We start from the raw sequence: 14,885 nt of genomic DNA, 5'->3' as shown, positions 1-14,885 counted from the left end.
GACCATCCTTTATATCGGGCTTTTTATACTAAAAGAAACATTCCTGGTGTCTCGGCCCCCACGTCGACCCCGCGACGGTGGCACCATGACGCGGTGACCCACGCACGACAGCACCCGATTCAGGTCGTCGCCCACCGCGGGGCCTCCGAAGAGGCTCCCGAGCACACCCTGGCCGCGTACAAGAAGGCGATCGAGGACGGTGCGGACGCCCTTGAGTGCGATGTACGGCTGACCGCGGACGGACATCTCGTCTGCGTGCACGACCGCCGCGTCAACCGTACGTCCAACGGCCGCGGAGCCGTCTCCGCCCTGGAGCTCGCCGAGCTCGCCGCCCTGGACTTCGGCTCCTGGAAGAACCGCGACGAGTCCCCCGACTGGGAGTACGGCCCCGGGGACCCGGAGGACACCTCCGTCCTCACCCTGGAGCGGCTGCTCGAACTCGTCGCCGACGCGGGCCGCCGTGTGGAGCTGGCCATCGAGACCAAGCACCCCACGCGCTGGGCGGGCCAGGTCGAAGACCGGCTACTGCTCCTCCTGAAGCGCTTCGGCCTGGACGCGCCGGCGAGCGCCGCCGCGTCGCCGGTGCGCGTCATGAGCTTCTCGGCGCGCTCCCTGCACCGCGTCCGGTCCGCGTCCCCGGCGCTACCGACGGTCTATCTGCTGCAGTTCATCTCGCCCCGACTGCGCGACGGACGGCTGCCGGCCGGTGTCCGGATCGCGGGCCCCTCGATGCGGATCGTACGCAGTCACCCCGGATACATCGAACGGCTGAAAAGAGCCGGTCATCAGGTCCACGTCTGGACGGTGAACGAACCCGAGGACGTCGATCTCTGCGTTGAACTGGGCATCGACGCCATCATCACCAACCGCCCGCGCGCGGTGCTGCACCAACTCGGCCGCTGACCTCGCGGCTCGCCGTCCGGAAACCACCGCTCGAAGCGCCGGCAACGGCCGTCCGACCGCGTCAATCACCGCCGAAATCCAGCCACATGATTACAGGGAGTGCACCGGCGCGTTCGTTCCGTATTCGATCGTTACGAGTGCGTCAGCAGACGTGGATTGGCCGGTTTCCGGCCCAGTCCAAAGGGGCATCCACTCCGTGGCGTGGGGCAAAGGAGGTCTCGGGGGTGGCGTTGGTGGTGGCACAGGAGGTGCCCACGTCGTCGAGCATGGCCGTTCCCCATGGCCCTGCGGGCGTGGGGAGAGCAAGACATCGGATGCGCGACCAGCTGCGCACCGGTGGAGTGACGGAATCGGTCATCGACGACGCCGTACTGATCCTTTCCGAACTTTTGAGCAATGCGTGCCGGCACGGCAGGCCCCTCGGCGACGCCCTGGCCGGGGACGGCGACGTCCGGGCCGCTTGGCGCGTCGACGCGTCCGGGAGGCTCACCGTCGAGGTGACGGACGGCGGTGGTCCGACCCGCCCGGTTCCCGCCACGCCCTCGGTCACCGCGCACGGCGGCCGTGGGCTGAACATCATCACGGCGCTGGCCAAGGACTGGGGCGTACGGGACGACACCCGGGGAGAGGTCACCGTGTGGGTCGTCGTCCAGGACGACGTGACGGACACGGCCGCCGCGCGCCGGCGGGACGACTTCGCTACGCGCGTCGCGTCACCGGGCGTGACGGGGCTGCCCGGGCTGGACTTCGCGGACGTCTTCGACGACTTGGACTGACGACGGCGCACGAACCGAACACCCACCACACGCACCGCACCCGCCGGACGGACCGACCACCGCGCACACCAGGACGGGACGGGGAGGAAACCCCCGACGGGACGGGGGAGGAAACCCCGGACGGAGGACTCTGTTCCGGGACGACTCGGTGCGTTGTCCACAGGGTCCCGTCGGCCGACGTACGAGCGGCTAGGCTCGCGCCAGTACGAGACGAGCCGTGATCGGGAGACACCCACGATGGCCAAGAAGCGACCCCAGACGAAGGCCAAGCAGCCTCAGCTCAAGGACGGGGAGATCCCGGTAGTCGGCGCTCGCGAGCCCTGCCCCTGCGGCAGCGGCCGCCGCTACAAGGCCTGCCACGGCCGGGCGGCCGCACACGCGGTGACGGAGCTGGTCCAGCGCCCCTTCGAGGGCCTGCCGAGCGAGGGCGACTGGGTCGCGCTGCGCGAGCTGGTACCCGCCGCAACGGTCGAGCTGAAGCTCAAGGAGAGCCTGCCCGAGGGAGTTCCCTCGGTGACGCTCGCCACCGTCCTGCCGATGGCCTGGCCCGCGCTGCGCCGCGACGACGGCTCGGTCCTGATCGGCCTGCAGAACGACACGGCGTCCGGCGACATCAGCCGCGACCTCGCCGACACCCTCCAGCGCGCGCTCACGGCGCAGCCCGGCACCCCGATCCAGGGCCGCCGCGCCCCGGCCGACGGCCCGCGACTGCAGGAACTGCTCGACCCCGAAGGCACGTTCGAGCCAGTTGTGCACTCGGGCTTCGAGTTCTGGGTCCCGGACGCGGAGCACTCGACGCCGGAGGTCACCGCCTCCCTGGAGCGGGCCAACGCGGCGGCGATCCCGACCGTGAAGCTCTCCGGCGTGGACGCGGCGTACTGGTGCGAGACCCCCGACAAGAACCACCTGCGCTGGGTGATGCCGTACCCCGAGGAGCAGCTTCTGGACGCGCTCGCCCGGCTGCACGCGGCCGGTCGCTCGAGCCTCGGCGAGGGCACCCGGCTGGTCGGTTCCTTCCGTGCGCACGGGCTCACGGTGCCGGTCTGGGACCTGCCGACGGGCGTCACGGCCGACGATGTGGAAAAGCCGGCGGCCGAGTTCGCCGAGCGCCTCGCGACCGCCCTGGCCTCAGACGCACCGCTCACCGTGGACGAGCGGCGGGCACGGGGCGGCCTCACGAACCGACAGGTCACGCTCAGCTGACACACAGCGGGGACACTGACCGACCGGTCAGCTGGTCGGTGCTTCGCGGAACAGGTGACTCCTGTCACAACTCCCGGCGGCGACAGGTAAATCCGTGTCCGAATAGCCGAGATCGAATTTGCGAACCGCCGATCTCTTGTTACCGTTCGAGTAGCCCGGTTGCTGGTGCATCCCCCGTCGCCAGCAACCGGGTCTTTCCATGTACGGATCTCCCTGCGGCGTCAACCGCCTTGCTACGGGGGCGAGTTGCTCCCCGAGGGGCTCTACGGACCGCTCTCCGGTCCGCTTCCCCAGGTGCTCTCGGAATCGCTCCCCGAGGCGCTCTCCGCCTCGCTTCCCGACCGCAGCAGCATCGGCCCGCTCCCGACGCTCCTCGCGAACTCCGCGACCGCCGTGTACGCCCCCACACCCCCCGCCGTACGCCCTCTGGGCGTCTCGCACACCCCCGGGTCGTCCTCGGCGCCCACCACGCAGTTCATCTCCACGGTGCGGCCACCGGGGCCCATGAGGCTCAGTGCGGAGCTCAGCTCGTCACCGGTCGCGTTGCGGTAGTAGGTGCGCGCCCAGGTGTCCTCCCCCTGGGTCATGACACAGGTCTGCGCCTCGACGCCGTCGGGGGAGGAGAGTTCGGGGCCGCAGCGGGCGGCGGTGGCCCGGCCGAGGCCCAGAAGCCGGGGCACGGGCGCGGAAGCGGGAGGGGTCGCGGAAGCGGAACGGGGCGCGGCGGGGGCGGCCGTTCCCTTGTCGTCGATCCTCCGGGACGCGCGTACGGCCTCGGAACTCCCGTCACCGACGGGTCCCGCGGAGGCCACGGTCAGTGGCAGGGCGACCGTGAACACCACGAGGCCCGCCAGCGCCACCAGGCGAACCCTTTGGGAGTCCGGCCCGGCACGTAGAGACGATGGGGCTCTGTGTCCCCCGGAATGACGCTGCATAGTGCGGAACATAACGAGCGCGGGTGGGCGCGCGGCTCACCGCGCGCCGGGCACCCCTACAACTCGGGCGCGCTCACACCCGTACGAGTGAGCGCCTCCACCACCGCGTCCACCACGGCCTCCACATCGGGCACCCAGGGCGCGGCCGATCCGGGCAGGGGTGCGCGCTCCCAGCGGATCTGGCCCTGACCGGTCTCGGACGGGGGCAGCGCGATGTAGCCGCCCTCGCCGTGGAAGCGCAGGGACCCCGGCACGAAGTCCTTGGCGTAGAGGAGCTCGCCGAGCTGCTCCATGGAGTAGGGCGCGACGAGGATCGCCCAGCGCGTGGGCGCCGCGACGACCGGGCCGAGGCGCATGCCCGTGCGGTCGAGCGCGTCGAGTGCGCGGGCCGCCGCGAGGGCGGGCAGGCTCACCGCGCAGGGAGCCCTGCCTCCGGTGGCCAGCACGATGGGTGCGGACGGCCGGTTGGTCCACCACCAGCGCACCATGCGCTCGTCGGTGGTGGCCGCGAGGAGGCCGGGGTCGAAGGGGTGAGCACCGGGCACCGTGCACTCGGGGTCCGGGCACCCGCAGCGGGCACGCCCCTGCGGGTCCGGTGCCACACCCGGGAGTACGGGCCACTGCCAATCGGTCGCGAAGGTCAGGGCCGCGCTGAGCATCTCAGGCCTCCCGTTGTTTCGCCTGGACAGGAGCCTGCGTCGCCTTCCGAGGATCTCGCGCATGAGCGCTCGTTCCTTTCCGTTGCACGCCTGGCAACACCGTGGATCACATCACACCATGTGTCGATCACTTCACTGTGCGTACCTGCTGGCGCATCACACCCTTGCGCGAGGCAAGGGGAACCCATCTGGGCCGAGCATTGGCTGCGTCCGCGTCCATACTGCGTCTGTCTAAAGCATGGGCATGGCGTGGGGTGGCGGCGCCTGGCGTTTTGCCGTCCCGCTGTTTCTTGCCGCCTCCGCCACGGGAGGATGGGGCACGGTCGTCGGTGGTTAAGACGCCCGGGTCCGTCGCCAGGTTCCGGGCGGATCCCAACCACCCCTGGCCTTCACCGAGTACGTACCCATCACGACCGCTGTGACGCTCCGTCGAACGAGGCCAGTCGACCTCAATAACCCGTTACCCGAGTCAGTTTTAAGCCAACTTTGCTTTCCCGCAAGGGTTACCGACGGTCTCATGGACACCAGGAATCCCAGCAGGACAATGCTGGACATCCCCTCACGAGTGCGTGTACATGTGGAGACACTGCTAGCGGCGCAGAACGACATAGGGGTTTGCGATGCTATTGAGCAATACGCACCGGTCGGAAAGCCGGACGCCATGAACGCCCCTCACGTTCCGAAAGTGGCCGGAATCGATTCAACAGTTCCCGCGCCCGCACACACTGTCGCGCCGACGACGTCCGTCACGGGTTCCGCGACGGGCTCTGCTTCGGCCACCTCGTCCACCGGCCCCGGAGCCGTTCTCCAAGATCGGCTCGCCGGCTGGGTGTCCGACCTCACCACCCTCCACGAACTCACCGAGCGCCTGGTGCGCACCGCGACACTGAGCGACGCGCTGCAGGAGCTGCTGCGCGCCGGAGCCGCCCTCGTGGGCGCCCGACGCGGTCTCGTCGTCATGGAACCGGGCGACGGACTCGGCCCGGACACCACCATCGGCCTGGGCCTCGCCCGCGCCGACCTCGGCCACATCGAGACCGTCCCGCGCAGCGCCATGTCGTACGGCAGGATCCTGGACGGACTGCCCGGCGGCGAGGCCGAGATCTCCCAGCCCGACCTCCTCTCCGAGGACGGACTCGACCCCCGCCACCGCGAGGTGGCCGCCCGGCTCGGCTACGCCGCGAGCTACGCGCTGCCCCTGTCCACCAAGGCGGCGGGCCGGCTGGGCGCCGCCGTATGGCTCTACGACGAACCCGCCGAACCGGTGGAGCGCCAGCGCCACCTCGTCGGCCTCTACGCCCGCTACGCGACCGAGCACCTGGCGCGGCTGCTGGAACTGGACCGCACACGCGCGTGCATGAAGACGATCTCCCGGGAGCTGCTTCCGCCGCGGCTGCCCCGGGTCTCCGGTGTCCAGCTCGCCGCCCGGCACCGCACGGGCCCGCGCGGCGGCGGCGACTGGTACGACGCGCTGACGCTGCCCGACGCCGCGCTCGGCCTCGCGGTCGGCTCCGTCACCGGGGCCGGGCCCAGCGCGGTCGCCGCCATGGGCCGACTGAGGGCCTCCCTGCGGGCGTACGCCGTGATGGAGGGCGAGGACCCCGTCGCCGTCCTGTCCGACCTCGAGCTGCTGCTGCGCCTGACCGAGCCCGCCCGTTCCGCGACCGCCCTCTTCGCGTACTGCGAGCCCGCCCTGCGCAAGGTCACGCTCGCCGGTGCCGGACACAGCCCGCCGCTGGTGATCGGCGCGCGGCGCACCGAGTTCGTGGAGACCTCCCTGTCCGCGCCCCTGGGCATGCTCGCCTGCTGGGAGGCGCCCAGCGTCGAACTGACGGCCGAGCCCGGCGAGACTGTGCTGCTCTACACCGACGGTCTGCTGCACCGCACCGGCGACCCCATGGACCGCGCCTTCGCCCGGCTGCACGCGGCGGCCGCCAGCGTCCCCAGGACACTGCGTGCGGACCCCGGCGCGCTCGCCGACCATGTTCTGCGGTCCGTGCTGCCGGACGGGCTGGACGAGGCGGACAGCGCGGAGGACGTCGTACTGCTGGCGGCTCGCTTCGAGTGAGGCCCTCGGGCCGCGCGCGCTGAGCTCTGCGCGTAACAGGACTTCCGGCCCTGGGCCCACCTCTGTACGACCGTACGATGATGGGTGTCCCCCTGCTCCGGCACAGCGGAGAGCTGGGGGGAAAGGTCCAGAGTCGTATCTAGGAGGCAGACCGTGTCGGAGGCGCTCAACCCGGAGACCCCGGAAGCCGTGCTCGACGATGCCGCTGACGAAGCGGGCGAAGAAGAGCCGATCAAGCAGCGCAAGAACGGCCTGTACCCGGGCGTGTCCGACGAGCTCGCCGAGAACATGAAGTCCGGATGGGCCGACACCGAGCTGCGCGGCCTCACGCCGATCGCGCAGGCCGAGTGCACCGCCGCCCGCCGCGCCGCGCTCTCCGCGCGCTTCCCGGGCGAGCGCCTGGTGATCCCGGCGGGCAACCTGAAGACCCGCTCGAACGACACGGACTACCCCTTCCGCGCCTCGGTCGAGTACGCGTACCTCACCGGCAACCTGACCGAGGACGGCGTCCTGGTCCTGGAGCCCACCACCGACGGGCACAAGGCGACGATCTACCTGCTGCCGCGCTCCGACCGCGAGAACGGCGAGTTCTGGCTGTCCGGGCAGGGCGAGCTGTGGGTCGGCCGCCGCCACTCCCTCACCGAGGCCGAACAGCTGTACGGCATCCCCGCCTCCGACGTGCGCGAGCTGGCCGACAAGCTGCGCGAGGCCACCGGACCGGTCCGGGTCGTGCGCGGCTACGACGCCGGCATCGAGGCGGCCCTGACCGACAAGGTCACCGCCGAGCGCGACGAGGAGCTGCGGGTCTTCCTCTCCGAGGCGCGGCTGATCAAGGACGACTTCGAGGCCGGCGAGCTGCAGAAGGCCGTCGACTCGACGGTGCGCGGCTTCGAGGACGTCGTGAAGGTCCTGGACAAGGCCGAGGCGACCAGCGAGCGCTACATCGAGGGCACCTTCTTCCTGCGCGCCCGGGTCGAGGGCAACGACATCGGCTACGGCTCGATCTGCGCCGCCGGCCCGCACGCCTGCACGCTGCACTGGGTGCGCAACGACGGGCCCGTGCGCTCCGGAGACCTGCTGCTGCTCGACGCGGGCGTGGAGACGCACACGCTCTACACCGCCGACGTCACGCGCACGCTGCCGGTCAACGGCCGCTACAGCGAGATCCAGAAGAAGATCTACGACGCCGTGTACGAGGCCCAGGAGGCCGGTATCGCGGCCGTGCAGCCCGGTGCCAAGTACCGCGACTTCCACGACGCCGCGCAGCACGTGCTGGCCGAGAAGCTCGTCGAGTGGGGTCTGGTCGAGGGTCCGGTCGAGCGTGTCCTGGAGCTGGGTCTGCAGCGCCGCTGGACCCTGCACGGCACCGGCCACATGCTCGGCATGGACGTCCACGACTGCGCCGCCGCACGGACCGAGACGTACGTGGACAGCACGCTGGAGCCGGGCATGTGCCTGACCGTCGAGCCGGGCCTGTACTTCCAGGCGGACGACCTGACCGTCCCCGAGGAGTACCGGGGCATCGGCGTGCGCATCGAGGACGACATCCTGGTGACCGAGGACGGCAACCGGAACCTGTCGGCGGGGCTGCCGCGCCGCTCCGACGAGGTCGAGACGTGGATGGCGGCCCTGAAGGGCTGACGTGGGCTGACGTAGGGCTGATGGCCGGGTACGAGAAGTGCCCGGCCATTCGTCTGCGGGTAGGTCTTGGCTGGTCGCGCAGTTCCCCGCGCCCCTTTGGGCGCGGGAAACTCACGGGGGGGGATTAGTGGGCGACGACTTCTGGTCCGGTGTCGGGGTGGATCTGCATCTGGAGCCGGACGTGGCCGCGGGGCGCAGGACCGGGCTCGAACGGGCTCTGCGGGACGCGGTGCGCGACGGACGGCTCGCTCCGGGCACACGATTGCCCCCGACCCGGCGGCTCGCGGCCGAACTCGGCATCTCGCGCGGAACGGCCAAGGGGGCGTACGACCAACTGGTCGCCGAGGGGTACCTGACGGCCCGGCAGGGGTCGGGCACCGAGGTCGCGGTGCTTCCCGCGGACGCCGTGTCGGAGGCCGTCGGGGCTCCCCGCGCGCGTGCGCCCCGTTTCGATCTGCGGCCCGGCAGCCCGGACGTCGGTACGTTCCCGGCCGCGGCGTGGCTGCGGGCACTGCGCCGCGCGATCGCGACGGCGCCCTCCCTGGCGTACGACTACGGGGACCCGCGCGGCCGGATCGAACTGCGGACGGCGCTCTCGGGCTACCTGGGACGGGCCCGGGGCGTGATCGCGCCGCCCGAGCGGATCGTGATCACCTCGGGGTACGTGCAGGGGCTCGCGCTCCTCACGCGTGTGCTGGACGGCGGGGTGGTGGCGATGGAGGACCCCGGGCTCCCGTTCCACCGGGACGTGGTGCGGCGGGGCGGGGGCACGGTGGTGCCGCTGAAGGTGGACGAACGAGGCGCCTGCGCGGGGGAGTTGACTTCCTCGCAGGCGGACGCGGTCGTCGTCACGCCCGCCCATCAGTACCCGACCGGGGTGACCCTGCACCCCGAGCGGCGGCGGGCGCTCACCGACTGGGCACGCGCGAGGGGCGGGCTGATCGTCGAGGACGACTACGACGGTGAGTTCCGCTACGACCGGCAACCCGTCGGCGCCCTCCAGGGCATGGCACCGGGGCAGGTCGCCTACCTGGGTACGGCGTCCAAGACGCTCGGACCCGCGCTGCGGCTCGGCTGGATGGTGCTGCCGCCGCACCTGGTCGACGCGGTGACCGACGTGAAGCTGCACAGCGACCATCACACCGAGTCCATCGGCCAGTTGGCGCTGGCCGAGATGATCACCAGCCACGCGTACGACCGTCATGTGCGCGCCTGCCGGCTGCGATACCGGCGGCGCCGGGACCAGCTGCTCGACCGGCTTGGGGCGCGCAGGAGCGTACGCGGTATCGCTGCCGGGCTGCACGCGCTGGTGGACGTGGCGGACGAGGCGGAGGTATTGGCGCGGGCGGAGGAGGAGGGGCTCGCCGTCGGGCATCTCGGCGAGCACTGGCACGAGCGCGGCGAGGGGCGCCCTCAGGGCTTGGTCGTGGGCTACGGAACTCCCCGGGAGCGCATCTATCCGGAAGCGCTGGAGGCGTTGGGGCGAGTGCTGGACGGGAGCCAGGGGGTGTCGGGCGGGAGTCAATTGGGCCGCAAAAAGGTGTGAGGATTGGGCCTGTTGACGGGTCCACCGGGCCCGTAGCGTCGAAGCCATGACGAATCCGGCAGCATCCGCGCAGTCGAGCCGCCTCGTCCCGCCCCCGGGGCCGCAACGCGTCCTGGCCCTCGCCCAGCTGACCAACTCCGTGGGCGACGGCGCCTATTACGTGACCTCCGCGCTGTACTTCACCCACGTCGTGGGACTGGCCCCCGCGCGAGTGGGGCTCGGACTGACCGTCGCCTGGGCGATCGGCTCTCTCGTGGGCGTACCGCTGGGGCGGCTCGCCGACCGGCGCGGGCCGCGTGGCACGGCGGTGCTGCTGGCCCTTGCGACCGGAGCGGCGGTGGCGTCCTTCCTGGTCGTCCGCGGCTTCCTGCCCTTCGTCCTCGCGGCCTGCGCGTACGCCTCCGCGCAGTCGGGGCTCGGGGCGGCCCGGCAGGCGCTGCTCGCCGGGCTGATACCGGCCGGGGAGCGGACCGGGCTGCTCGCCCATCTTCAGTCGACCCTCAACGCCGGCCTGGCGGTGGGGGCGGGCCTCGGCGGCCTCGCACTGCACGCCGGAACACGGCACGCGTATCTCGGGGTGTTCGCGCTGGACGCGGTGAGCTTCCTGCTCTGCGCGGGTGTGCTGCTGCGGTTGCCGTCCGTGCCGCGAGTGACCGTACGACGCGGTCACGGGGCCGGTGTCCTGCGCGACCGCCCGTACGTGCTCGTCACGTTCCTCAACACCGTGCTGCTGCTGCGGATGCCGCTGCTCAGTCTGGGCGTCCCGCTGTGGATCACCGAGCGCACCCAGGCGCCCGCCTGGCTGGTCTCCGCGCTGTTCGTCCTCAACACCGGTGCGGTGATGTTCTTCCAGGTGCGGATGGCGCGCGGTGTCACGGGCCTCGCCCCGGCCACGCGCGCGATACGCCGTTCCGGACTCATGATGCTGGTGTCCTGCGCGGTCTTCGCGCTGTCGGCCGGTGTCTCGGCGTGGGTCGCGGTCGGGGTCCTGGTGGCGGGCGCGGTGCTCCAGGTCGTCGCCGAGATGCAGCAGTCCGCAGGCTCCTGGCAGGTGGGCTTCGGCCTCGCCCCGGCCGACCGCATGGGCGAGTACCAGGGCTTCTTCGGCACGGGCGTCACGGTGGCGCGCACCGCGGGTCCGCTGGTCCTGACCGCGCTGCTGGTGGGCTGGGGCACGCCGGGATGGCTGCTGCTGGGGGGACTGATGCTAGGGGCTTCGTACGGGATGGGCCCGGCGGTGCGGTGGGCCGCCACACGCGAGGTGACCGCCCACCGCCGGGACCGGAATCAGGACCGGGACCAGGACCGGGACCAGGACCGGAATCAGGGCCAGGACCAGGACCGGGTCAGGCAGCAACCCGTACCGGTGAACTGACCACCACCGGAAGCGAGTCCACGAACAGGGCGCCGGCGAGCAGTCCCCCCGTGCCACGGGGGCTCCACGCGCGCGTGTGGAGGTCGTCGTCGAAGGCGGCCAGAGCCGCGCGGCCGGCCTCCGTCGCCGTACCGCCCGCCTCCAGCACGCCCCGGGCACCCGCCTGGACGTGCCGGAGCCCGTGCGGGCCCGCCGTGTACAGCAACTCGGTGTCCTGAAGGGTGGACATGACGGTGAGGAGGGCGTCGAGCCGGGCGTACGGCTCGGACGCACCGGCGGAGCGCGAGGCGGCGAGCGCGTCCAACGCCCGCCGTACGTGCGGGAATCCGGCGCGTGCCTCACCCCGCGCCCCGGCCGCGCCGTACTTCGCGGACATGGACGACCCCCGGGAAGGCCGCCGGGGCGCCCGCCGGTCGGGGTGCGCCGCGATCCGCTTGGCGGTGGCGGCGACCGCGGCACCCTTGGCCCCTGGGTCCAGGGCCGCCGCCGCGACCAGGAAGCCCAGGACCCACAGCGCCCCGCGGTGGCCACCGCCCGCCAGCGTCACCGAGTGTTCGGTGGACCGGCCGATCGCGCCCAGTTCCGTGCGGAGTTCGGGCGTGGGCCGGCCGGTGCGGCGGGCGGCGGCCGCCATGGCCGCGAGGCCGGGCGTCAGTGCCTTGGCCGACCAGCGCAGGGAACACAGGTCCCGACGGGTCGCCCGGGCCCCGAGATCGCGCGGATCGGGCAGGCCGGGCTTGGGGGTGAGCTCCAGTTGCCCTGTCAGCGCGGCCACGGCGGCCCACGCCAGCGTCTCGTCCTCGCGGCTGCTCATCCGCGAGCCCTAAGAGGACGAGGACGCCGAGGCGGACGGACTGGCACTGTCACTCGGGGCGCCGCTCGGCGGCGTACCGGTCGGAGCGCCGCTCGGCGCACCGCTCGGGGGCGTCCCACCGCCACCGCTGCCCGCGCCGGTGCTCTCGGCGTCGGGGTCGATGCCCAGGATGATGGACCCCTTGAAGCCCTTGGACGGGTCCTTCTTGTGGACCGGCTTCAGGATGAGCAGCCCGCTGGAGGCGCCGCCGCCGTCGTACACCATGTCGTCGGCGAGCTTGGTGTAGCTGCCGGTGTGCTTGGAGTACGGCTCCAGGGCCTGGACCTCGGCGGCGATGTCGTCGTCGAAGAAGAGCTGGCCGGTGAAGTTGACCTTGCCGCCCTCGTAGGTGCCGTCCGCCTTCTCGCCGCCGGTGTGCACCTTGACGTGGATGTGCGTGGTGCGGGGCGTGTACCAGCCGGGGAAGATCGTCTCGAACTTGACGACCCCGTTGGCGTTGGCGACCTGATAGCCGCGCAGATACGTCTGGTCGTCGGCGGTCGAGCCGTCCTCGCTCTCGGCGGGCGCGGAGCCGCCGGGGTTGGCGGTGGTGTAGCCGGAGTAGTAGCCCCAGGCGTCGCAGTGCCAGATCTCCACGGCCGCGCCCGCGACCGGGCCGCAGGAGTCGGTGGTGTCCTGCACCGTGATGCGCAGCGTCAGCGGGACGCCGCCCTTGCCCTCGGTGATGTCCTTGCGCACCAGAGCGCCGTCGAGGTAGTACGGCCCCTCCGTGACGCTGGACATCAGCACGCACTGGCCGCTGCTGGTGGAGGTCGCCGAGGCGGTCGCCACGGCGTCGGCGGCGGTGGTCGTCTCGTCGGCGAACGCCGATTGGTAGCCCGCCACCGCGAGCCCGCCCGCGGCGACCGTGCCGCCCGTCACCGCGAGCGCACGGCGCCGGGTGACCGATGTGTCTTTGTGGCTTCTCGTCATGATCGGAAAGCTAGGAAGGGCAGCCGTCAGGGGCATGGGGTGGGGCTGTGAGGAGGGTAAGAATTCTGAGGAAGCTGAAGTCGACGGAAAATCGCCCTCTCCAGGGAGCACGAAAACGCCGGAGGTGTCACCACGCGTACGGCAGGTCCACCTCGATCACCGTCGGCCCCCCGACAGGGCTGGTCAGTCGCACGGCCCCGTCGAGCGCGGCGACCCGCCGTCGCATGCCGAGCAGTCCCGAACCGGCCGCCTCGTCGGCGCCGCCGCGGCCCTCGTCACGGACGACCACGCTCAACCCCGTCGGTGTACGGGCGAGCCGTACCGCCGCCCGCTCCGAGGCGCTGTGCTTGCCCGCGTTCGTCAGGGCCTCGGCCAGCACGAAGTACGCGGCCGCCTCGATCGCCGCGGGGGCCCGGACCCCGCTCTGCGCCCCGTCCTCCAGACCGTCCACGTCCATGGTCACGTCGAGCCCGCTGCTCGCCGCGAGCGCCCGCGCCGCCCCGACGAGACCACGGTCGGTGAGGATCGGCGGGTGGATGCCACGGACGACGTGACGCAGTTCGGTCAGCGCCTCTTCGGCCTGGTCCTGGGCGTCGTCGAGGAGTTTGCGGGCGGCGTCCGGGTCGCGTTCGTACGCCCGTTTGGCGATACCGATCCGCAGGGAGAGCGACACCAGCCGCGCCTGTGTACCCTCCTGCAGGTCCCGCTCGATGCGGCGCAGTTCGGCCTCGTGCGCGGCGACCGCGCCCGCCCGGGTCTCGGTCAGTTCCTCGACCCGCTCCGCGAGCAGCGCCTTGGGTGAGGGCTTGAGCAGGTTGGTGGACCAGGCGGCGTCGAGGTCCGCGAGACGGCTGATCAGCGGCAGGACCAGCGGTGAACGGCCCAGCACACCCTGCCGTACGCCGTCGACGAGCAGGCCCGCAGGCCACAGCGGCAGCGCGAGGACGCCCAGGAAGCCGTAGGCGTAGTGGGCGACCATCCAGCGCAGGTCGTTGAAGGTGCCCGGGTCTCGGACCGCCGTGCGCATCCGCCGACGGAGCGGGCCCTCGATGCGCTGGTACGCCTCGGGAATCTCCCGGCCCGTCCACTCGGCGACCTGGCGCCGCTTGGAACCGGCGAAGCGGCGCACCAGGAGCACCGTCTCGGGCAGCAGTCCGGCACCGACCACCACGAGGGTGGCGACCGTCGTGCACAGCAGCACCGTGATGAAGATGATCGAGCCGAACGCCAGTACGGCGGCCCGTCCCAATTGGATGGTGGCTCGCGCTGCCTGCCGCACCGTCGTACCCATGCCGTCCAGGCTAGGCACGCCTGGTGCGGCTGCGGGGGAGAGCAGGCTCCAGATAGATGGTGTAGCCCGCTACACCACAGGTTCGGGAGAGCACTCACTCGTGGCGGCGAGCTTCCGACGGGATCGTTGAATCCGGAAGCTCACGCCCCTACAGACTCCCCGCCGAAGGAAAAGGTTCATGAAGTCGCTGCTCTCCTCGATCGTGCTCTGGTCGCTGTTCCTGGTCGGCCTCTCCGCCACCGTGGCCTCCGGTGCCGTACTCGACGGCACGCAGAAGGACGTGGCCACCTACGGCGGGATCGCCCTCTCCCTCGTGGCCGGCTCCCGCATCGCCAAGAAGGAACCGATCAAGTCGTTCCTCTCCTCCCGTCCGGTGCTCTGGTTCCTGTTCCTCTTCAACGCAGTCGTCGCCGCGGCCGCCGGCTTCGCCCTCGACGGCGTGCAGGGGATCACGGCCGCCGCCGGTATGGGCCTCGTCTCACTCGGCGCGGGCTTCGGTCTCCTCCAGAGCCGCGGGACGAAGAGCCGCGGGACACCGAACCGCGGGACACAGGGCCTCGAAACGCGGGGCCGCAGGACCCCGACCCCGGCCTGACGCGCCTGCCACGCCCACTCCGGCCCGACGCTCATCCCCCTCGGCCTCCGACCCCGGCGCCGACGACGCCGCCTCCGGGCCACGGGACACCCCGGCATGCCCGCCCC

At 71.7% G+C, this 14,885-nt stretch carries 13 protein-coding genes; 8 read left to right on the top strand and 5 right to left on the bottom strand.

Annotation, left to right across the window (positions count from 1 at the left end; genetic code table 11):
- Positions 1-93 precede the first annotated feature (93 nt).
- The 3 genes from SMIR_RS19050 (at position 94) to SMIR_RS19040 (ending at position 2,882) form a co-directional block, all read left to right on the top strand.
- The gene (locus SMIR_RS19050; protein ID WP_168493451.1) at positions 94-903 is read left to right on the top strand and encodes a glycerophosphodiester phosphodiesterase; all 810 of its coding nucleotides are present in this window, start codon (positions 94-96) and stop codon (positions 901-903) included.
- Between the two features lie 137 nt (positions 904-1,040).
- Positions 1,041-1,679, top strand: coding sequence for an ATP-binding protein (locus tag SMIR_RS19045; protein ID WP_211118750.1), 639 nt, complete (start codon positions 1,041-1,043; stop codon positions 1,677-1,679).
- 237 nt (positions 1,680-1,916) lie between these two features.
- A complete protein-coding gene (locus SMIR_RS19040; protein WP_168493454.1) occupies positions 1,917-2,882 on the top strand; it encodes a DUF5926 family protein in 966 nt (321 codons plus the stop codon).
- 263 nt (positions 2,883-3,145) lie between these two features.
- Here SMIR_RS19040 and SMIR_RS19035 read toward each other — a convergent pair whose 3' ends face one another.
- Together SMIR_RS19035 and SMIR_RS19030 are read right to left on the bottom strand one after the other, a co-directional pair.
- The gene (locus SMIR_RS19035) at positions 3,146-3,817 is read right to left on the bottom strand and encodes a hypothetical protein (RefSeq protein ID WP_248003004.1); all 672 of its coding nucleotides are present in this window, start codon (positions 3,815-3,817) and stop codon (positions 3,146-3,148) included.
- Positions 3,818-3,873: 56 nt separating this feature from the next.
- The gene (locus tag SMIR_RS19030; protein WP_075031436.1) at positions 3,874-4,539 is read right to left on the bottom strand and encodes a bifunctional DNA primase/polymerase; all 666 of its coding nucleotides are present in this window, start codon (positions 4,537-4,539) and stop codon (positions 3,874-3,876) included.
- 481 nt (positions 4,540-5,020) lie between these two features.
- On the opposite strand from SMIR_RS19030, the gene SMIR_RS19025 reads away from it, so the two are divergent.
- The 4 genes from SMIR_RS19025 to SMIR_RS19010 all read left to right on the top strand — a co-directional run bounded on the left by SMIR_RS19025 (position 5,021) and on the right by SMIR_RS19010 (position 11,106).
- Complete coding sequence (locus tag SMIR_RS19025) at positions 5,021-6,544, top strand: PP2C family protein-serine/threonine phosphatase (RefSeq protein ID WP_212728374.1); 1,524 nt, start codon at positions 5,021-5,023, stop codon at positions 6,542-6,544.
- Between the two features lie 153 nt (positions 6,545-6,697).
- The gene (locus tag SMIR_RS19020) at positions 6,698-8,185 is read left to right on the top strand and encodes an aminopeptidase P family protein (RefSeq protein ID WP_422664447.1); all 1,488 of its coding nucleotides are present in this window, start codon (positions 6,698-6,700) and stop codon (positions 8,183-8,185) included.
- 127 nt (positions 8,186-8,312) lie between these two features.
- Positions 8,313-9,731 carry a MocR-like pyridoxine biosynthesis transcription factor PdxR gene (gene pdxR, locus SMIR_RS19015; protein ID WP_168493456.1) on the top strand — a complete coding sequence of 473 codons (1,419 nt, stop codon included), beginning with the start codon at positions 8,313-8,315 and terminating at the stop codon, positions 9,729-9,731.
- Positions 9,732-9,777: 46 nt separating this feature from the next.
- Complete coding sequence (locus tag SMIR_RS19010; RefSeq protein WP_168493458.1) at positions 9,778-11,106, top strand: MFS transporter; 1,329 nt, start codon at positions 9,778-9,780, stop codon at positions 11,104-11,106.
- Here the strand turns inward: SMIR_RS19010 and SMIR_RS19005 are convergent.
- From SMIR_RS19005 to SMIR_RS18995, 3 genes are all read right to left on the bottom strand, one after another.
- Positions 11,078-11,920 carry a triphosphoribosyl-dephospho-CoA synthase gene (locus tag SMIR_RS19005; protein WP_212727187.1) on the bottom strand — a complete coding sequence of 281 codons (843 nt, stop codon included), beginning with the start codon at positions 11,918-11,920 and terminating at the stop codon, positions 11,078-11,080. The genes SMIR_RS19010 and SMIR_RS19005 overlap by 29 nt on opposite strands.
- Before the next feature lie 9 nt (positions 11,921-11,929).
- Entirely contained in the window at positions 11,930-12,892 is a 963-nt protein-coding gene (locus SMIR_RS19000) for an intradiol ring-cleavage dioxygenase (protein WP_248003005.1), read from the bottom strand.
- Positions 12,893-13,019: 127 nt separating this feature from the next.
- Positions 13,020-14,183 (bottom strand): sensor histidine kinase, encoded by a 1,164-nt coding sequence (locus tag SMIR_RS18995; protein ID WP_168493460.1) that lies wholly within the window; start codon positions 14,181-14,183, stop codon positions 13,020-13,022.
- 178 nt (positions 14,184-14,361) lie between these two features.
- Between SMIR_RS18995 and SMIR_RS43570 the strand changes: the two genes are divergently transcribed.
- Positions 14,362-14,778, top strand: coding sequence for a hypothetical protein (locus SMIR_RS43570; protein WP_248003006.1), 417 nt, complete (start codon positions 14,362-14,364; stop codon positions 14,776-14,778).
- Positions 14,779-14,885: the final 107 nt, after the last annotated feature.

This window comes from Streptomyces mirabilis (assembly GCF_018310535.1).
GTDB lineage: Bacteria > Actinomycetota > Actinomycetes > Streptomycetales > Streptomycetaceae > Streptomyces.
The sequence above is the reverse complement of the archived record's forward strand: the minus strand, read 5'-3'. Positions and strand labels throughout refer to the sequence as shown.